15 protein-coding genes are annotated in these 19,393 nt (G+C 62.7%); 13 read left to right on the top strand and 2 right to left on the bottom strand.

Translation table 11 applies throughout. The annotated features are described in order from the left end of the window. Nucleotides 1-160: 160 nt before the first annotated feature. From KIT02_RS11170 to KIT02_RS11140, 7 genes are all read left to right on the top strand, one after another. Nucleotides 161-2,215, top strand: a complete 2,055-nt coding sequence (locus tag KIT02_RS11170) for a methyl-accepting chemotaxis protein (RefSeq protein WP_297577752.1) — start codon at nucleotides 161-163, stop codon at nucleotides 2,213-2,215. A 269-nt stretch (nucleotides 2,216-2,484) separates the two neighbouring features. Continuing rightward, nucleotides 2,485-4,203, top strand: a complete 1,719-nt coding sequence (locus KIT02_RS11165) for a methyl-accepting chemotaxis protein (RefSeq protein ID WP_297577751.1) — start codon at nucleotides 2,485-2,487, stop codon at nucleotides 4,201-4,203. A gap of 69 nt (nucleotides 4,204-4,272) precedes the next feature. After that, on the top strand, nucleotides 4,273-4,635 hold the full coding sequence (locus KIT02_RS11160; RefSeq protein WP_297577750.1) for a methylglyoxal synthase: 363 nt from the start codon (nucleotides 4,273-4,275) through the stop codon (nucleotides 4,633-4,635). Nucleotides 4,636-4,749: 114 nt separating this feature from the next. After that, entirely contained in the window at nucleotides 4,750-5,520 is a 771-nt protein-coding gene (locus KIT02_RS11155) for an ABC transporter ATP-binding protein (RefSeq protein ID WP_297577749.1), read from the top strand. After that, nucleotides 5,520-6,224 (top strand): ABC transporter ATP-binding protein, encoded by a 705-nt coding sequence (locus tag KIT02_RS11150; RefSeq protein ID WP_297577748.1) that lies wholly within the window; start codon nucleotides 5,520-5,522, stop codon nucleotides 6,222-6,224. Before KIT02_RS11155 ends, KIT02_RS11150 begins: the two co-directional genes overlap by 1 nt. Nucleotides 6,225-6,399: 175 nt before the next feature. Continuing rightward, the gene (locus KIT02_RS11145; protein WP_297577747.1) at nucleotides 6,400-7,404 is read left to right on the top strand and encodes a branched-chain amino acid ABC transporter permease; all 1,005 of its coding nucleotides are present in this window, start codon (nucleotides 6,400-6,402) and stop codon (nucleotides 7,402-7,404) included. Next, nucleotides 7,401-8,696 carry a branched-chain amino acid ABC transporter permease gene (locus tag KIT02_RS11140; protein ID WP_297577746.1) on the top strand — a complete coding sequence of 432 codons (1,296 nt, stop codon included), beginning with the start codon at nucleotides 7,401-7,403 and terminating at the stop codon, nucleotides 8,694-8,696. The genes KIT02_RS11145 and KIT02_RS11140 overlap by 4 nt, the downstream gene beginning before the upstream one ends. Here KIT02_RS11140 and KIT02_RS11135 read toward each other — a convergent pair. After that, entirely contained in the window at nucleotides 8,693-9,283 is a 591-nt protein-coding gene (locus tag KIT02_RS11135; protein WP_297577745.1) for a class I SAM-dependent methyltransferase, read from the bottom strand. The two genes, KIT02_RS11140 and KIT02_RS11135, sit on opposite strands and share 4 nt — an antisense overlap. 149 nt (nucleotides 9,284-9,432) lie before the next feature. Next, on the bottom strand, nucleotides 9,433-10,629 hold the full coding sequence (locus KIT02_RS11130) for an ABC transporter substrate-binding protein (RefSeq protein WP_297577744.1): 1,197 nt from the start codon (nucleotides 10,627-10,629) through the stop codon (nucleotides 9,433-9,435). A gap of 225 nt (nucleotides 10,630-10,854) precedes the next feature. On the opposite strand from KIT02_RS11130, the gene KIT02_RS11125 reads away from it, so the two are divergent. The 6 genes from KIT02_RS11125 to pyc all read left to right on the top strand — a co-directional run bounded on the left by KIT02_RS11125 (nucleotide 10,855) and on the right by pyc (nucleotide 19,357). Continuing rightward, nucleotides 10,855-11,910 carry a glycine betaine ABC transporter substrate-binding protein gene (locus KIT02_RS11125; RefSeq protein ID WP_297577743.1) on the top strand — a complete coding sequence of 352 codons (1,056 nt, stop codon included), beginning with the start codon at nucleotides 10,855-10,857 and terminating at the stop codon, nucleotides 11,908-11,910. Nucleotides 11,911-12,151: 241 nt separating this feature from the next. After that, nucleotides 12,152-13,180: a glycine betaine ABC transporter substrate-binding protein gene (locus KIT02_RS11120; protein WP_297577742.1), complete on the top strand. Its 1,029-nt coding sequence runs from the start codon at nucleotides 12,152-12,154 to the stop codon at nucleotides 13,178-13,180. A gap of 159 nt (nucleotides 13,181-13,339) precedes the next feature. Continuing rightward, on the top strand, nucleotides 13,340-14,209 hold the full coding sequence (locus KIT02_RS11115; protein ID WP_297577741.1) for a proline/glycine betaine ABC transporter permease: 870 nt from the start codon (nucleotides 13,340-13,342) through the stop codon (nucleotides 14,207-14,209). A 1-nt stretch (nucleotide 14,210) separates the two neighbouring features. Next, nucleotides 14,211-15,278 carry a betaine/proline/choline family ABC transporter ATP-binding protein gene (locus KIT02_RS11110; protein WP_297577740.1) on the top strand — a complete coding sequence of 356 codons (1,068 nt, stop codon included), beginning with the start codon at nucleotides 14,211-14,213 and terminating at the stop codon, nucleotides 15,276-15,278. A 120-nt stretch (nucleotides 15,279-15,398) separates the two neighbouring features. Further along, nucleotides 15,399-15,815 (top strand): TIGR01244 family sulfur transferase, encoded by a 417-nt coding sequence (locus KIT02_RS11105; protein ID WP_297577739.1) that lies wholly within the window; start codon nucleotides 15,399-15,401, stop codon nucleotides 15,813-15,815. A gap of 101 nt (nucleotides 15,816-15,916) precedes the next feature. Next, on the top strand, nucleotides 15,917-19,357 hold the full coding sequence (gene pyc, locus KIT02_RS11100; protein ID WP_297577738.1) for a pyruvate carboxylase: 3,441 nt from the start codon (nucleotides 15,917-15,919) through the stop codon (nucleotides 19,355-19,357). Nucleotides 19,358-19,393 lie beyond the last annotated feature (36 nt).

Genomic DNA, 19,393 nt, shown 5'->3' with positions numbered 1-19,393 from the left:
CGCGTCCGGCAACGGCGCGGGCCTTTGCACGCCCGTACGGATAACAATCGATTAAGCGGGCGATGGTAGGATTTACTGAAGTAACGTCGCGCCAAAAGTGCATGACGTCTGAGTGGGGAAATGAAAGATGATCAGGCGACCGTCCCGCATGTTTGCGAACATGAAGGTTACAACCGGTATCGTCATGCTGGTAGTTGCCGCGATTCTGTTGTCGGTGGCCCTCGTATCGGGTGCGATCTACTTCAATTTGAGCTCGCAACTTCGCCAACAGGCCGAGACGCGACAGGTCGCCAACCTCAAGACCGCGGCTACGATCCTGGCCAGCAATCTGCCCGGCGCCGAGGTGACCTGGGGAGAGCAGGGCGAATTGCAGTCGATCTCCACCTGGGCCATGCCCCGGCAGTTTCTCAACCATGACATCGTCGACTCCGTGGTGCGGCTGACCGGAGAATCGGCGACCATTTTCGGATGGGACGAGGCCCAGCAGGACTTCGTGCGCATGACCACGACGATCACCGATCCCCAGGGTGAGCGCATCGTTGGCACGACGCTGGGTCAGCAATCACCGGCCTTCGAAGCCGTAATGCAGGGGCAGGCCTATTTTGGTGATGCCGTCATCCAGGGCCATCCCTATCTCACCGCCTACCAGGCCATTGTCGATCAGACCGGCAAAGCCGTCGGCGTGCTCTATGTCGGTGTCGACCGCGCGGCCGTCGAGAGCGTCGTAACCTCCATTCTGCTGCTGCTGGTAGCGGTCGGTGCTGCCGCCCTGCTGGTGCTGGGTTGCGCCGGGTTCATTGCTGCGCGGCTTTTGTTGTCGCCGGTTCCGAAACTGGCGGGCACGATGAAATCCATCGCCCAGGGCGCGTTTGAAACCGAGGTGCCCTATGTGGAACGGACCAATGAGGTCGGCGAAATGGCCAGGGCTGTCGAAGTGTTCCGCGAGAATGGGCTCAAGGTCGCTGAGATGACCGAGGAAGAGCGGGCCGCATCACAGCGCCGCCGTGTTGAACGCACCGACATGATGGTGGCGCTGCAGGCTGCCTTTGGCGAGGTGGTGGATGCGGCTATCGCCGGCGATTTCTCGAAGCGCGTACATGCCCAGTTCCCCGATCCGGAACTCAACAGCCTGGCGGGCAGCGTCAACCGGCTGGTGGAAACGGTCGACCGAGGCATTTCCGAAACCGGCGATGTGCTGTCGGCGCTTGCACAGGCCGATCTGACGCAGCGCATGCAGGGCGAGTATCACGGGGCGTTCGGCAAGCTCAAGACCGACACCAATGCGGTGGCCGACAAGCTGAGCGAAGTGATCGGCAAGCTCCGGGTCACCTCTCGTGCTCTCAAGACTGCAACCGGCGAAATCCTTTCCGGCGCCAATGATCTGTCCGAGCGCACCACCCGGCAGGCCGCGACGATCGAGGAAACCTCTGCGGCCATGGAGCAATTGGCGAGTACGGTCGCCGAGAACGCCCGCATGGCCGATAGCGCCAATACCAGCGCGGCGCGCGTATCCAGTGAAGCGGGGCGCAGCGGCGACGTGATGGAATCGGCCAATCAGGCGATGGACAGGATCACGCAGTCCTCCGCCAAGATCTCCAACATCATCGGCCTGATCGACGATATTGCCTTCCAGACCAATCTGCTGGCGCTCAATGCTTCGGTGGAAGCGGCGCGGGCCGGGGAGGCAGGCAAGGGCTTTGCTGTGGTCGCGGTGGAGGTCCGTCGGCTGGCCCAGAGCGCGGCGGAAGCCTCGTCGGAGGTGAAGGCCCTGATTGACGCCAGCGCGGCAGAAGTGCGGACTGGGTCGGGTCTTGTGTCCGACGCCGCCTCGCAACTGCGGGAAATCCTGGGTGCGATCACCCAGAATGCCGAGCAGATGCAAGCCATTGCCCGGGCCAGCAAACAGCAGGCCGCGTCTATCGATGAGGTCAATGTCGCGGTGCGCACGCTGGACGAAATGACCCAACACAATGCGGCACTGGTGGAGGAAACCAACGCTGCCATCGAGCAGACCGAGACACAGGCCAGCGAACTGGACGACGTGATCGCCATCTTCACCATAGATGGGGCCGAAGAGATGCCAGCCGCGCGGCGCGAGCCAGCGGCGCCGAAACGCAATGAGAGCCTGGGTCCGGCGGACAAGGTCAAACAAGCGGCGCGATCCTATCTCAGCCGGGGCAATGCGGCGGTAGCGACGGACTGGTCAGAATTCTGATCGAGCTTTAGCTCAGGGTCCAAAAAGGGGGCGCATGCGCCCTCTTTTTTATTGCCCCGGTACCGGTTTCAAGAAATTGTTCGCGATCGGAACGAAATAAATCAACAATAACTTCCGAGAATGACTTTATTATAGTGCGTACGCAGAAACGCATAGTTGCCTTGCGCCAACGTGTGCTGTGTTCGTGGCATATGTACTTAAACGGTAACACATTGTTAACCGCAGACGGCGCAGCCTTGCCATTAGGGCAATGAAGCGGGAACAAAGCGATGCACAGCTTCGCGGTGGGGCGGTCTGGACGGTATGGCACGATCGAGGCCAAGCACGCGGCCATCCTGCGCAGCCAGGCCGTGATCGAGTTCACACTGGATGGCCGGATCCTGACGGCCAACAAGAATTTCCTCGATGCGATGGGCTACGAGCCGGACGAAGTCGTGGGTCAGCATCATTCGATGTTTTGTTTGCCGGGCTGGGCGGAAACGGCGGAGTACCAGCAGTTCTGGGCCGAGCTTGGCCGGGGGAAGTTTCATACCGGTATCTTCCAGCGCCTTGCCAAGGGCGGTCGCGAGGTCTGGATACAGGCCAGCTATACCGCAGTTCTGGATCGGGCCGGGCGCCCGGTCAGCGTTATCAAGGTGGCCTCCGACATCACGGCGGAAACGCTGCGCGCCGCCGACCACCAGGCGCAGATCGCGGCTATCGAGCGGGCTCAGGCGGTGATCTCTTTCAACCTCGATGGCACCATCATCACGGCCAACGAGAATTTTCTGGCTACGGTCGGCTACGCGCTGGGCGATATTGCCGGCCGGCACCACTCCATGTTCTGCGATCCCGCCTATGCCAAGAGCGCCGACTACAGAGAGTTCTGGGCACAGTTGCGGCGCGGGGAATATGTGGCAGCCGAGTTTCAGCGCTTCGGCAAGAACGGCAAGGAAGTGTGGATACAGGCCAGCTACAACCCCATCTTCGATGCCGGCGGACGGCCGGTGAAGGTGGTCAAGTTCGCCACCGACATCAGCGAACGCAAGCGCGGCGAGCGCATCCTCTCCGAATTGACGGCCAGCCTGGCGCGAATGGCCGATGGCGACCTGGGCGGTCATATCGACACTGTCTTTAGTGGCCAGTACGAGCAGTTGAGGCAGGCGTTCAACGCCTCACTGGGCCAGTTGCAGACCATCGTCGACAATCTGCGCCGCACCGCCAAGGGACTGCGCGTGGCGACGGGGGAAATCCTGGCCGGGGCCAATGACCTTTCCGAACGTACGACGCGCCAGGCCGCAACGATTGAAGAGACGTCGGCCGCTGTTGAGCAATTGACGGAAACGGTGGCCGAAAACGCGAGGCGCGCGGTGGCGGCAAGCGGCCGGGCGCGGCAATTGTCGGGCAGTGCCAGTGATGGCGGGGCGGTCATGGGGCAGGCGACCGTGGCCATGACTGCGATCGAGACGTCTTCGTCCAAGATATCGAGCATTATCGGGCTGATCGACGACATTGCCTTTCAGACCAACCTTCTGGCACTCAATGCCTCGGTGGAGGCCGCACGGGCAGGCGATGCCGGCAAGGGTTTCGCGGTGGTCGCCGTGGAGGTCCGGCGCCTGGCGCAGAGTGCAGCCAGCGCTTCGGCCGATATCAAGGCGCTGATCGAGACCAGCGCCGGGGAAGTCCGGACAGGGGCGCAACTGGTCGGCAAGGCGGCCGAGCGGCTCGCCGATATCCTGGCCGGGACGGAGGAGAGCGCCGGCCTGATCGATGCCATCGCCCAGGCCAGCCAGGACCAATCTTCGGCTCTCGGGGAGGTTGCCGTCGCCATCCGCCAGATGGACGAGATGACCCAGCACAATGCCGCGCTTGTCGAGCAGACCAATGCGGCAATCGAGCAGACGGAGAGCCAGGCGGCTGGCCTCGACGAGATCGTCGATGTCTTCAAGGCGGGAGAGGTCAGGCCCGACCTGCGGGCGCCGGTGCAACTGGTGACGCGACGCGCCTGAGGCAATGCAACCATTGCCTTTTTCTCTCTGCCGGGACATCTAGGCGTCAGACCGGCTCGGGAGACGGATATGGCGCGGATTGGCCTCGTGGCCCATGACGACAAGAAGGATGATCTGTGCCGCTGGGCGGAGGCGCACAAGCACAAGCTGTCCGAACACGAGCTCTGGGGCACCGGCACGACTGGCAGCCGGGTCATGGCAGCGACGGGTCTCACGGTCAGCCTGCTCAAGAGCGGGCCACTGGGCGGGGATCAGCAATTGGGTGCGCTGATTTGCGAAGGCAATCTCGACGTGCTGATCTTCTTCATCGATCCGCTTTCGGCCCAGCCGCACGATGTGGACGTTAAGGCACTGACGCGTCTGGCCACGCTCTACGACGTGCCGCTGGCCAACAATAAATCCACAGCCGACGCGGTGCTCGCTTACCTTTGAGCGCCTCGTCCGGTTGACCGCCAGACCCCGGTGTGAGCAGATGCCGCAAATTTGCCCGGATTCAACCGGGCGCTTGGCACGACAGGAAACGGGACGGCATTGGTGTCCTCCGACTTGGTTATCGACGTTCGCAACGTCAGCAAAAGCTTTGGCGGCCTGCAGGCCGTCAACAACTGTTCTCTTTCGGTTCGACGCGGCTCCATCACCGGGCTGATCGGCCCCAATGGCGCGGGCAAGTCGACGCTGTTCAATATTGTCGCCGGCAATATCGTTCCCGATCAGGGCCAGGTGATCTTTGACGGGTCGGATGTGACCGGTCTCAAGCCGCATCAGTTGTTCCGCACCGGCATGTTGCGGACCTTCCAGATCGCCCATGAGTTCAGCCAGATGACGGCGCTGGAAAACCTGATGATGGTGCCCGGTGACCAGCCGGGCGAGCATCTGGTCGACACCTGGTTCCGGCCCCGCCTGGTGCGGTCGCGCGAGACAGATGTCCGCAAGAAGGCGCTGGACGTCATCGAGTTCCTCAAGCTCGGCCATGTCCGCGACGAGCTGGCAGGAAACCTTTCGGGCGGGCAGAAAAAACTGCTCGAGTTGGGCCGCACCATGATGGTTGACGCCAAGGTGGTCCTGCTCGACGAAGTGGCCGCCGGCGTCAACAAGAGCCTGCTCAACGACCTGGCCTCCAATATCGAACGCATGAACCGCGAGTTGAACTACACCTTCTTCGTCATCGAGCACGACATGGACCTGATCGGCCGCCTGTGCGACCCGGTGATCGTCATGGCCCAGGGCGAGAAGATCGCCGAAGGCCCCATGGCCGAAATCCGCGCCAATCCCGCCATTGTCGAAGCCTATTTCGGCACGCCGGTCGAGGTGGCGTGATGGCGCTCATTGAACTCAAGCATGTTGTCGGCGGCTATGGCGGCGCGCCGATCCTCAACGGGGTCAACCTGGCTATCGAAAAGAGCGATATCGGGGTGATCGTCGGTCCGAACGGTGCCGGCAAGTCCACTACGCTCAAGGCCATTTTCGGTCTGCTCAAGGTCACGTCCGGCACCATCGAATTCGGTGGCGAGAATGTCGCCAATTCGTTGCCCGACAAACTGGTGCCCAAGGGGCTGAGCTTTGTTCCGCAGGAAAAGAACGTCTTCACCTCGATGAGCGTCGAGGAAAATCTGGAAATGGGCGCTTTCACGCGCTCGGACGATTTCTCCCAAACCATGGCCTGGGTCTATGAGATGTTTCCGGTGCTGGCCGAAAAGCGCCGGCAGCCGGCCGGAGAGCTTTCAGGCGGGCAGCGGCAGATGGTCGCCATGGGCCGCGCGCTGATGAGCAAGCCGAGCCTGTTGATGCTCGACGAGCCCTCCGCGGGCCTGTCGCCCCGCTACGTCATCGAGATTTTCGAGACCATCCAGCGGGTGAACAAGGAAGGCGTCGGCATCCTGATGGTGGAGCAGAATGCGCGCCAGGCGCTGGCCTTTGCCTCGAAGGGTTTCGTTCTGGCCAGTGGGCAGAACCGGTTCACCGGCACGGGCCCCGAACTGATCGCCGACCCCGAAGTCGCCAAGTCGTTCCTGGGGGGCTGACGATGGTTATCGCGCTGTTCCCCTCATCCGCCCTTCGGGCACCTTCTCCCACAAGGGGAGAAGGCTATTTGGCAATATCTCGCCCCATCCTTCCTTCTCCCCTCGCGGGAGAAGGTGGCGCGCAGCGCCGGATGAGGGGGGGACCTCCAAATGCACCTAACTTCCGGGTCCCCGCATGACCGAACTCGTTTTCTTCACCAACCAGGTGATCATTTCCGGCCTTGTGCTGGGCTGCATCTATGCGCTGGGCGCCATTGGCATCACGCTGATCTTCGGCATATTGCGTTTTGCCCATTTCGCTCATTCCGAATTGATGACTGGCGGGGCCTTCATCGCCTTCCTGCTCGCATCGGCCTTTGCGGCCTGGGGCATCGTCACCCCCATCCCGACAGGTTTCGTCGTGCTGCCCATTGCCATGGTGCTCGCGGCGGTGCTGGCGCTCGGGATCGACAAGGGCTTTTATGCGCCGCTGCGCAAGCGCGGTGCCAAGCCTGTCACCCTGCTGATCGCCTCCATCGGCGTGACGCTGATGGTGCAGGGGCTCATCCGCCTGTTCTTCGGGGCCGGGTCCTATTCCTTCTTTGCCAATGAGCCCAAGGAAATCTTCCGGATCGATACCTCGGCCATCGGTTCGACACGACCGCTGGTGATCACCGAGCCGCAGGTGCTGATGATTCTCGTCACGCTGGTTTCGGTGATCGCCCTGCATTTCTTCCTCACCCGCTCGCGGCTGGGCAAGGCCATGCGCGCCATGGCCGATAATGCCGACCTGGCGCAGGTTTCCGGCATCAACACGGCATTGGTGGTGCGCGTGACCTGGATCATTGCCGGGGCGCTTGGCTGTATGGCCGGGACCATGCTGGCCCTGGACGTGACGCTGAAGCCGGACCTGGCTTTCAACATCATCCTGCCGATCTTTGCCGCCGCCATCGTGGGTGGCCTCGGGCAGGCCTATGGTGCCATTGCCGGGGGGCTCTTGATCGGCTTTGCCGAAACGCTGGCCGTGTTCAACTGGACCATGCTGTTCCGTCCGCTCAATGCCGTGCTCCCGGACTGGCTGCAATTGCCGCCAACGCTGGCGCTGGTGCCCACCGAGTACAAGCTCACCGTTGCATTCGTTATTCTGGTGGTGACGCTTCTGGTGCGACCCACCGGCATCTTCAAGGGCGCCTCGTCATGATCCAGCGTTCCCTCACGCTTTTCGCCGGGCTGTTCGTGCTGATCCTGGCCATCGGCTGGGTCATGGGCGTGCCCTTTACCAGTTCGCGCCTGGTGGAGGCGGCCGCCTATGCCCTGATCGCGCTGGGCCTCAACATTCAGTGGGGCTATGGCGGGCTGTTCAATTTCGGCATCATGGGTTTCATGATGATCGGCGGGGCGGCTGTCACCTTCATTTCCTATCCCGTCAATCCCGCCTTCTGGGGATCGGACGGTCCGGCCATGCTGGGTCGCGCGCTCGCCGCCTTTGCCGGTGGCGCCCTGATCGTGCTGGCGGCGCGGCAGGCGCATCGCATCGGCATCACCGGCAAGTGGAAGGGGGCCCTGACCGTCCTCGCCTGGTTTGTCGCCTATGTGCTCTATCGCAGCCAGCTTGATCCGGCGGCGGCCTATATCGAGAGTGTCGGTGGCGGCTGGGTCGGCGGGCTGGGCGGGCACCCGATCCTGGGCTGGCTGTTTGGCGGTGTTCTGGCCGCCGGTATCGCCTATATCGTGGGCAAGATCTGTCTTGGCCTCAGGACCGACTATCTCGCCATCGCCACGATCGGTATTTCCGAGATCATCCGGGCCCTCATCAAGAACATGGACTGGCTGACGCGCGGCACCCTCACTGTGTCGCCCATCCCCTGGCCGGTGCCCCTGCCGCAGCAATATCAGGCCGATGGCCTGGACATTGCCTCATCCCTGATTGCGGCGCGTGCCGGCTATCTGCTGCTGGCGTTGGTGGTGCTGGCCATTGTCATGTGGCTGATCAGCCGTGCCTATGCCGGCCCCTGGGGGCGGATGATGCGCTCGATCCGCGACAATCACATCGCCGCCTCGTCGATGGGCAAGAACGTCACCGCCCGCCAGCTCGAAATCTTCGTCTTCGGCTCGGTGCTGATGGGCATTGGCGGGGCCATGCTGGTCAGCTTCGTGCAGATCTTCGATCCCTCGAGCTACCAGCCGATCAACCACACCTTCCTTATCTGGGTCATGGTCATCGTTGGTGGCGCCGGTAACAATTGGGGGGCGCTGTTCGGGGCGGTGCTGCTGTGGATGATCTGGGTGATCTCCGAGCCGCTGTCCAAGGCCGTGTTTGACCTCGTCTCCATGTGGTCGACAAATGTCGGCTGGGGCGCCATTCCGGAGATCGAGGCCCGTTCCGCCCAGATGCGCGTCTTCGTGCTGGGCCTGGTCATCACCATCGCTCTGCGCTTCGCGCCACGGGGGCTGATTCCGGAAGTGGTAAAGCGCGAGGGTGCGCGGAGCTAGCGCCTCGCCGTCATCCAGAGCCATTGTGTGGGCAGCGTGTCAAAACCGCTGCCCATATTGGTTTCCAGCGACAGATCGCTCCAGCCAGAGGCGCGGTAAGCTGCCTCCAGTCCGGCTGCGCTCGGATAGTTGAAATAGCGCCCCATGTGATCGCGGCCTTCGCCGGTTCCGCCCTTGAAACTGGCCACAAAGACGCCACCGGGGCGCAGCGCTTGATGGATACGGGTCAGCATGTCCGGCAGGCCGGCTGCCGGGACATGCAGAAGGCTGGCAGAGGCCCAGACGCCATCATAGGCGTCGATCGCATCCAGGTCTTCAAAGCGCATGACGCGCGCTCGTTCGCCTATGCGGGTACGCGCCACGTCCACCATGCCCGGCGTGCCGTCAGTGGCGTCCACCTCGAAGCCCTGCGCCAGCATGTACTGGGCATCCATGCCATTGCCGCAGCCCAGTTCCAGGATGCGCGCGCCCGCGGGCAGCAGCGCCAGAAAGCCGTCGAGCCGCCGGACGGCGGGCCGTTTGCGGTGCTGCGCGTAGATCTTTGCGCGATCGGCGTAGAAGCGCAGGGTCCGAGTGTCGTCTGTCATGCTGGTTTTCCCAACAGAAAGGCCCGGGATCGCTCCCGGGCCTTGTATATCGAGCGTTCGTGCCCTGCGCGCATGGCGCTTCGGGCCTCGGCTTCTCAAAAGCCTCCATCGGAGGCTTTTGCCGGCGCCTTGCGCCGGACGAAGCCGAGTTAGTCGATCAGGCCCTTTTCGACGAAGGCACCGCCTTCGACGGCGAGTTCGACGATGATGCCGTCCACGTCGCCGGCTTCGTCGAAGTCGAGCGCGCCACCCGCACCTTCATAATTGATGTCGGTACCGGCCTTGATCAGCTCGACGGCCTTGGACCATTCACCCGGACGGATGATTTCGCCAGGAGCCGAGGCAACGTCGCGCAGTGCGGCCGACAGACCCTCGCGGGCGGCCGAGCCGTTCTTCTCGATGGCCAGGGCCATCAGGAAGGCGGCGTCATAGGCCTGCGGGGCATAGGTGGCATTGGCTTCGAAGCCGTCACCGCCAAAGCCATTGTAGAGGTCGACCGATTCACCGCTCGGCGCGCCGGCGCGGGTGGCGATCAGGCCTTCGACGGCTGCAGCGTCGATGCCGTTGAGCAGGTCGTTGCCGACCATGCCGTCACCGCCGACATAGGTGGTGAAATTGCCCGATTCCACGGCCTGGCGCAGGATGGTGTTACCCGAGGCGTTGGCATAGGCGAGGATCACCAGGTTCTGCGAGGCGACCAGATTACCCAGTTCGGCACGGTAGTCGGCCTTGCCTTCTTCGTGGGCGAGGTTGGCCGCAATGGTGCCGCCGCCGGCTTCGTAGGCAGCGGCCAGCGCATCGGCAAAGCCCTTGCCATAGTCGTTGTTCACATAGGTGATGGCAATGTCGTTGACGCCCTTTGCGAGCAGCAGGTTGGCCATCTTGACGCCCTGGAGGGCATCGGACGGGGTGGTGCGGAAGACGAGATCATTGTCTTCCAGCGTGGTCAGGGCCGGAGCCGAAGAGGCCGGCGAGATGAAGACCACGCCGCCGCTGAGGCCCGAGCCGTTGAAGGCGCCAATGGTTTCGCCGGTGCACAGGGCACCCACGACACCGGTGACATTGTCGGTGTTGATCAGGCGGTCGGCAGCGGCAGCGGCGGCGGTTGCGTCGCAGGCACCGTCGGCCGAAAGGATCGAGAGTTCGCCGCCCAGGATGCCGCCCTGCTCGTTGACCTGGCTCACCACCAGTTCAGCGCCAGCAAAGATCGGCGGGGTCAGCGACTCGATCGGGCCGGTGAAGCCGCCGATGAAGCCGATGGTGGCGCCGGTGTCCTGCGCCAGAGCCGGAGCGGCCATGGTCAGGGTCGAGGCGGCGACCGCCAGGGTAAGGGTTTTTTTGAACATTGACGTCCCTCTGTTTCGGTTGCGCGCCGGGAAGCCTTCCCGGCCCCTCTCTTGACGGCGCGACAACGGATTGGGAGGCACCTTGCGCGCCTCCGCTGGGGCAAGTCTTGCACAATCCCGCAACAAAAGTCACCGGGGTTTGCACGCCATTTCAAGGTGATGGCATAGTTGCTTAATGGGGTCGGTTTCAGCATAGACTTGCGGCCGTGCGGCACAGGGAGCGACATGGGCAAAGGCAGCTTTTTGACGGCAATGGTGGCGGTGCTGGCCGCGCTCATGGCTCAGCCCGCTGTGGCCCAGTTCACTGAATTGTCACCTGACACCAGCGTCGACGCTCCGGCCACGGAGGCGGATGCCCGGCCCGCGGACGATGAGTTGTCCTCAATTTCGCTCTGCGGCACGCAACCATTCGCCATTGCCCGCATGAGTTGGTCATCGGCGGCCCTTTTGGCGGAAATCCATGCCCGGCTTCTGGCGCAGAATTTTGGCTGCGACGTGCGCGTCACGCCGGGGGACCTTGCAGCAACGGTTTCCTCGATGGGGTCCACCGGCCAGCCGGCAATGGCCCCGGAAATGTGGACCACGCGGGTCGCCGACATGTGGAACCAGGCCAGCGAGGCGCAGATGATCCGGGCTGCGGCGCCCACTTACGGAGCGGAGACATTTGAAGGCTGGTACATGCCGGCAGACCTGGCCGCCGCGTTCGCGGCACCCATTGAAGCCAGCGCCCTTGTCCAGACGCTGCCAGCCTCAGGGGTGGCATTGCCGCTCCGCTTCATCTCCTGTCCGGTGGACTGGGCCTGCTCGGTCATCAACCGGAACCTCATTGCCGCGCAGGGGCTGACCAACATGGTGGAGATCGTCGAGCCGGCAAACCGTTTCGAGATGGATCAACTCATTGCCGCGGCCGTCAACCGCCGTGAGCCCTTTCTGTTCTATTACTGGCAACCCAATGCCATCCTGGCGCAGCTCGATTTCGTGCCGGTGGATATGGGCGCCTTTGATGCCGACGCTGCCAAGTGTCTGGCCAGCCGGGTATGCACAGATCCCAAGGCCTCGGCTTTCCCGGCCGACCAGGTCGTCATGGCCGTTGCCGACCGTGTCTTTTCGGACATGCCGGCGCTGGCCGGATACCTGCAGCGCGCCACAATGCCGCTGGCCGAAATGAACCGGATGCTCGGCCAGCTCAACGAGCCAGGTGCCACGGTGGAGGCGGTCGCGGATCGCTTTGTGGCCGAACGCGGTGAGGTGTGGAGCGATTGGGTTTCCAATCTCCCGTAAGCAGCGGCCTCTGCGAAGTGTGAGATTTTTTTGACTTGATGGTCAATAAAAACTGCCAGACTTTTCAATTTGGCCAGTCAAGACGTTTGTCTGATTTAATACATCTTTAGAGACGAGGCGACGGCGGCTCAAGGAAATCGGCGCATTGCTTTTCTGTTGTTGCGCAAATATTGCCGAATTTGACACATAATTCTGCCATCTTTATGGTCCGGCGCATTCCGTAAACGCAGGAGCATACCTGATGATTTTGAAATCCGGTGGCATTGCCGCCGCGATCGCTGTTGCCTTTTTGTCTGCTGGCAGCCTTCCCGCACTTGCACAGGACGCCGGCGCCGCTGAATGCGGCACTGACCGAACCATCGACATTGCCGAGATGACGTGGCCCTCCGCGGCTGCCCTGGCGCATATCCATGCGACCATCCTGGAAGACGGGTTCGGATGTAATGTCGAAATCGTGGCCGGCGACACCGTGCCGACATCCTCTTCCATGCTCAGCCGCGGCACGCCGGCCGTTGCGCCCGAGCTGTGGACCAGCGCCATCGAAGATGCCTGGGCCGAAGGCATCGCAGCCGGCGAAGTGGTCCAGCTGGCCGACGCCATCACCGATGGCACCGTCGAAGGCTGGTTTATCCCGCAATATACCCAGGACGCCAATCCGGACCTGACCACGGCCGAAGCCGTCATCGCGCGTCCGGACCTGTTTGCCGATCCGGAAGACCCGAGCAAGGGTCGTCTCTATTCCTGCCCGCCGGGCTGGGCCTGTGAACTGTCGACTTCGGCGCTCTACGAGGCCTTTGAGATGGACGGCACCTGGAACCTGTTCTCGCCGGGTTCGGGTGGTGCGCTGGACGCATCGATCGCCCGTGCCTTTACCCGCGAAGAGCCTATCCTGTTCTACTATTGGGGTCCCACCGCGATCCTGGGCAAGTATCCGGCCGTGCAGCTCGACCTGGGCGAAAGCAAGCCGGAAGTCTATGCCTGCAATACCGATCCGGAATGCGATGATCCCGCTGGCGTGACGGCCTATCCGTCGAGCCCGGCAGTGATCGGTGCTGCGGCCTGGATCCAGGAAGAAGCACCCGTTGTGGCGGAATACTTCTCCAAGACCGGTCTCACCAATGCCGAGATCAGTGAACTGCTGGTCTATGGCGATGAGAACCAGGCCGATGCTGAAGCCACCGCCGAAAACTTCCTGCGCACCAAGCAGGATGTGTGGACGACCTGGGTGCCCGCTGACGTGGCCGAAAAGGTCATGGCGAGCCTCGGCTAATCCTGGGCGAACCTATCCCGATGGCGGCCGGATCCCCGATCCGGCCGCTTTCCGCGTCCGATCCCCAAATCAACGCCGTGCTGATTTCGGGATCGAACGTCCAACGCGGCGGCACCGGTTGGTCGATGCCGCTTCCGGCTCTGAAAGAGAAGAGCGAACATGTTTCCTGAACTGATAGATACCCGCCCCTGGCGCCGGGCCATCGACGATGGCCTCAATTGGGTCGTGCGCAACTGGGGCGATGAATTCGAGGCCGCGGCCTATCCGCTGCTGATGCTGCTCAACGGCATTGAACGGTTGCTGATTGCCACGCCATTCTGGCTCATCATGGCAATCCTGGTGGGGATTGCCTGGCTGGCCACGCGCCGCTGGCAGCTGCCGGTCATCGTTCTCGTTTCGCTGATTTTCCTCGGGATCATGGACCTTTGGGAAGATGCCATGGCCACCATGGCGCTGATGATCGCAGCGACCCTGACGGCGATCGTGCTCTCCATCCCGTTCGGCGTGTGGATGAGCCGTTCGCTCAAGGTACGGCAGGTGATCACGCCGCTGCTCGACCTGATGCAGACCCTGCCCAGCTTTGTCTATCTCATCCCCACGGTGATGATCTTCGGACCTGGGAAAATCCCGGCGCTTCTGGCCACGATCGTCTATGCGGCGCCGCCCCTGGTGCGCCTGACCGATCTGGGCCTGCGCTCGGTCGATCCGGCGGTGATGGAGGCCAGCCGCGCCTTTGGCACGACGCCGTCGCAGCGCCTGTTCGGCGTGCAGATCCCCCTGGCGCTGCCCACAATCCTGGCCGGCATCAACCAGACCACGATGATGGCGCTGTCCATGGTGGTGATTGCCTCGATGATCGGAGCCGGTGGACTTGGCTACCAGGTGCTGCAGGGCATCGGGCGGCTCGAGGTGAGCCGGGGACTTTTCGCCGGGCTCGGCATCGTGGTCCTGGCCATCGTCTTTGACCGCATCACCCAGTCTTTCGGCAAGCAGCTTCAGGCCCGCATCGGCCTGGCGGAGGCGCGCTAACATGAACGCTATTGATACCAGAACGACGACCGAGACCGATTTCGCCATCCGCATGCGGGGGGTCACCAAGATTTTCGGCGACCGGCCGGAGGCGGCGTTGCAGATGCTGCAGGACGGTAAATCCAAGGCGGAAGTGCAGGCCGAAACCAATCATGTGGTGGGCCTGGACAATGTGTCCCTCGACATCGCCCGCGGCCAGATCTTCGTGGTCATGGGGCTTTCGGGCTCCGGCAAGTCGACGCTGATCCGGCACGTCAATCGTCTCATCGACCCGACGGCCGGCGAAATCGTGGTCGAGGGCGCCGACGTGCTCAAGATGAGCTTGCTGGATCTGCGCGTCTATCGTCGCAATACCGTGGCCATGGTGTTCCAGAAGTTCGGGCTTCTGCCGCATCGATCCGTCATCGACAATGTTGCCTATGGCCTGGAGGTCAAGGGCGTCGGCAAGGCCGAACGGCTGGAGCGCGCCGCCAAGTGGATCGAAACGGTGGGCCTTTCGGGTTACGAGAAAAGCCAGCCGCGTCAACTATCCGGTGGGCAGCAACAGCGCGTGGGCCTTGCCAGGGCGCTGGCGCTCAATACCGACATCATCCTCATGGACGAGGCCTTTTCGGCCCTCGACCCGCTGATCCGCTCCGGCATGCAGGACCAGCTGGTCGAGCTGCAGAAGAGCCTGGGCAAGACCATTTTGTTCATCACCCATGACTTCGACGAGGCGCTCAAGATTGCCGACCGCATCGCGGTGCTCAAGGATGGGGCGGTGCAGCAGGAGGGGCGGCCGGAGGACATTGTGCTCAAGCCCGCCAACGAGCATATCGAAGAATTCGTGCGCGAGGTGAACAAGGCGCGCGCCATCCATGTGCGCACCATCATGGAGCGTGGCGAGTTCGAGCTCTGCGAATTCTCGGTGCCGGCGACGGCGCGCTGCGAAGAGGTGCTGCCCTATTTCGCGGAGCATCAATGGGTTGGCGTGACCAATGACGAGGGCCAGCAGATCGGCCGCGTCACCGCCAAACGGGTCATCCAGGCTCTGGCACGCTACACGCCCGGCGTGGGTGAGGGCTCATAGCGCCATACCCAACAGGGCCTAGGACGACAGTCTCATGACAGGTTTGTGCGGCGGCTGTTGCGTCCCGGCGACCCGAATGGCTATAAAGCGGGACGCCACATTCGGCACGGGAGCCCAGCCTTGGATTTGAAGCGGATCAACGATCACGTCAGCGTTTCTGGACAGATTCGGCCCGAAGACGTGGCAACGCTCAAACAGCTCGGCTTTGTCGCCGTGGTCAATAACCGGCCGGACGGGGAAGCTCCGGACCAGCCGGCCGGCGCCGAAATCGAAGCTGCCGCCAAGGCCGCCGGACTTGCCTACCATGCCATTCCTCTGGGACGGGAAGGGGTCAATCCCCAGCTCGTCGCCGATACCAAGGCCGTGCTTGAGGGGAGCGACGGTCCGGTATTCTGCTTCTGTCGATCGGGAACGCGCTCGACAACGCTGTGGGCGCTGAGCCAGGCCGGTGAGCATCCGGCCGAGGAGATCATCGCCCAGGCCGCCGAAGCCGGTTATGACATGAGCCACCTGGCCGGATATCTCGGCCGGGCCTGACATTGAAAAACGGACGGTTGGGCGGGCAACCGTCATATGCCGTCGATTGCTGAGCCGGACCCGGAAGGGTCCTTGGTCCCTTCTGCTCGGAACCGAAATCGATGACTATCAAGAAAATTCTCGTCGCCAATCGCAGCGAAATCGCCATCCGTGTTTTTCGCGCCGCCAATGAACTCGGCCTCAAGACCGTTGCCGTCTATGCCGAAGAGGACAAGCTGGCCCTGCACCGCTTCAAGGCCGACGAAGCTTATCTGATCGGCAAGGGCAAGGGGCCGGTCGAGGCTTACCTCCAGATCGAGGAATATATCCGCATTGCGCGGATATCAGGCGCCGATGCCATCCACCCCGGATATGGCCTTCTCTCGGAAAGCCCCGAATTCGTCGATGCGTGCGAAGATGCCGGCATCACCTTCATTGGACCGCGCGCCCAGACCATGCGGGACCTCGGCAACAAGGTTGCCGCCCGCAATATGGCGATCAAGGCCGATGTGCCCGTGGTTCCGGCGACGGATGCCTTGCCGGACGACATGGATGTGGTCCGCAAGATGGCGGCCGAGATCGGCTATCCGCTCATGCTCAAGGCCAGCTGGGGTGGCGGGGGCCGCGGCATGCGCCGCATCATGGACGAAAAGACGCTGGTTTCCGAAGTCAGCGAAGGCAAGCGCGAGGCAAAGGCCGCCTTCGGCAAGGACGAGATGTATCTCGAAAAGCTGATCGAGCGCGCCCGCCATGTCGAGGTGCAGCTGATCGGTGACGATCATGGCAATCTGGTGCATCTGTTCGAACGCGACTGCTCGGTGCAGCGGCGCAACCAGAAGGTCGTCGAGCGCGCCCCGGCGCCCTATCTTTCCGACGAGGTGCGCAAGAGCCTCACCGATGCCGCCGTGCGGCTCGGCAAGGCCGCCAATTATCGGGGCGCCGGCACCGTCGAATTTCTCATGGATGCCGATACCGACAAGTTCTACTTCATCGAGGTGAACCCGCGCATCCAGGTCGAGCACACCGTCACCGAAGAGGTGACGGGCATCGACATCGTCAAGGCGCAGATTCACCTGCTGGATGGTGCGGTGATCGGCACCCCTGAATCCGGCGTGCCGGTGCAGGAAGATATCCGCCTCAATGGCAATGCCATTCAGTGCCGGGTGACCACCGAGGACCCCGAGCAGAACTTCATTCCCGATTATGGCCGCATCACCGCCTATCGCGGCGCCACCGGCTTCGGGGTGCGGCTCGATGGCGGCACGGCCTATGCCGGGGCCATCATCACACGTTATTATGACCCGCTCCTCGAAAAGGTCACCTGCTGGGCGCCGACGGCCGATGAGGCCATTGCCCGCATGCATCGCGCCCTGCGCGAGTTCCGTATTCGCGGGGTCGCCACCAATCTGGCCTTCCTCGAAAACATCATCACCCACACTGACTTCCTCGAGAACCGCTATACGACGCGCTTCATCGATACGACGCCGGATCTGTTCAACTTCAAGCCGCGCAAAGACCGGGCGACCAAGCTGTTGAGCTATATCGCCGACGTTACCGTCAATGGGCACCCGGAAGTCCGCGACCGGCCTCGGCCCCCGGCCGATGCCGCCGCGCCCATCGTGCCGGAGTTCGATCCGCTGATCGTGGTCGAAGGCAGCCGCCAGATTCTGGACCGCGATGGTCCCAAGGGGCTGGCGCGCTGGATGAAGGAGCAGAGCCGGGTTCTCTTCACCGACACCACCATGCGCGATGCGCATCAGTCGCTGCTGGCGACGCGCATGCGCAGTTTCGATATCACCCGTATCGCCCAGGCCTATAGCCGCGGACTGCCGAACCTGTTCTCCCTTGAATGCTGGGGCGGGGCGACGTTCGACGTCTCCATGCGCTTCCTCAACGAGGACCCGTGGGAGCGGTTGCGCCAGGTGCGCGAGGGTGCGCCGAACATCCTGACGCAGATGCTGCTGCGCGGCAGCAACGGCGTCGGCTACACCAATTATCCCGACAATGTCGTCAAGTTCTTCGTGGCGCAGGCGGCAAAGGGCGGCGTCGATATCTTCCGCGTCTTCGACTGCCTCAACTGGGTCGAGAACATGCGCGTCTCCATGGACGCGGTGATCGAGGCCGACAAGGTCTGCGAGGGCGTGGTCTGCTATACCGGCGACATGCTGGACCCGGACCGGGCCAAGTATGATCTCAAATATTATGTGGCCCTGGCCAAGGAACTGGAAGCCGCGGGCGCCCATGTCCTGGGCCTCAAGGATATGGCGGGGCTGCTCAAGCCCGCTGCCGCAAAGAAACTGATTGCGACGCTGAAAGAAGAGATCGGCCTGCCGATCCACCTCCACACCCATGACACGTCCGGGGCGGCGTCGGCCACGGTGCTGGCGGCTGTCGATGCCGGCGTCGACGCGGTTGATGCGGCGATGGATGCCCTGTCCGGCACGACCTCCCAGCCCACGCTCGGCTCGCTGGTTGCGGCCATGGCCGATGGCGAGCGCGATCCGGGGCTCGATGCCAAGGCAATCCGCCAGATCTCCTTCTATTGGGAAGCAGTGCGCACCCAGTACCGGGCCTTCGAGAGCGATCTCAAGGGCGGGGCTTCTGAGGTCTATCTGCATGAAATGCCGGGTGGGCAGTTCACGAATTTGAAGGAACAGGCGCGCTCGCTGGGTCTTGAAACCCGCTGGCATGAGGTTGCCCAGACCTATGCCGACGTCAACCAGATGTTCGGCGATATCGTCAAGGTGACGCCATCCTCGAAAGTGGTGGGCGATATGGCCCTGGCCATGGTGTCCGCAGGGATCACCCGCGCCGATGTGGAGAACCCGGACAAGGATATCGCCTTCCCCGACAGCGTTGTCGGCTTCTTTGCCGGTGATCTCGGCCAGCCCCCGGGTGGGTTCCCGGACAAGCTGCAGAAGAAGGTGCTCAAGGGCCGGACGCCGCTGACCGAGCGTCCCGGCTCCTATCTCAAGCCGACCGATCTCGAAGCAGAACGCAAGAAGATTGCCGAGGAGGTGGGGCTGGCGGTCGATGATTATCGCCTGGCCTCGTATCTGATGTATCCCAAGGTCTATTCGGACTTCGAAAAGACCCAGGATCGCTATGGTCCGACCGAGGTCTTGCCGACGCCGGTCTATTTCTACGGGCTCAACGAGGGCGACGAACTGCTCGTCGATATCGAAAAGGGTAAGACGCTGGTCGTCACCTATCAGGGTCGCGCGCCGACCAATGAAAAGGGAGAAGTCCGCGTCTTCTTCGATCTCAACGGCCAGCCGCGTACCATCACCGTGCCGGATCGCCTGAAGGCCGGCGAGGTCAAGGTTCGCGCCAAGGCGGCCGCCGGCGATCCAAAGCAGATCGGCGCGCCGATGCCGGGCGTCATCTCGACCCTGGCCGTCAAGGAAGGCCAGAAGGTATCGGCGGGCGACGTCGTCTGCTCGATCGAAGCCATGAAGATGGAAACCGCCATCCATGCCGAAGTCGATGGCACCGTGGCCGAGCTTCTCATCAAGCCAGGCGATCAGATCGACGCCAAGGACCTGTTGGTCCGGCTGGATTGATCAAGAGAAAGGCCCGGAGTGATCCGGGCCTTTCTC

This window comes from Devosia sp. (genome assembly GCF_025809055.1).
GTDB lineage: Bacteria > Pseudomonadota > Alphaproteobacteria > Rhizobiales > Devosiaceae > Devosia.
This window is presented reverse-complemented; position numbering and strand designations above follow the sequence as displayed.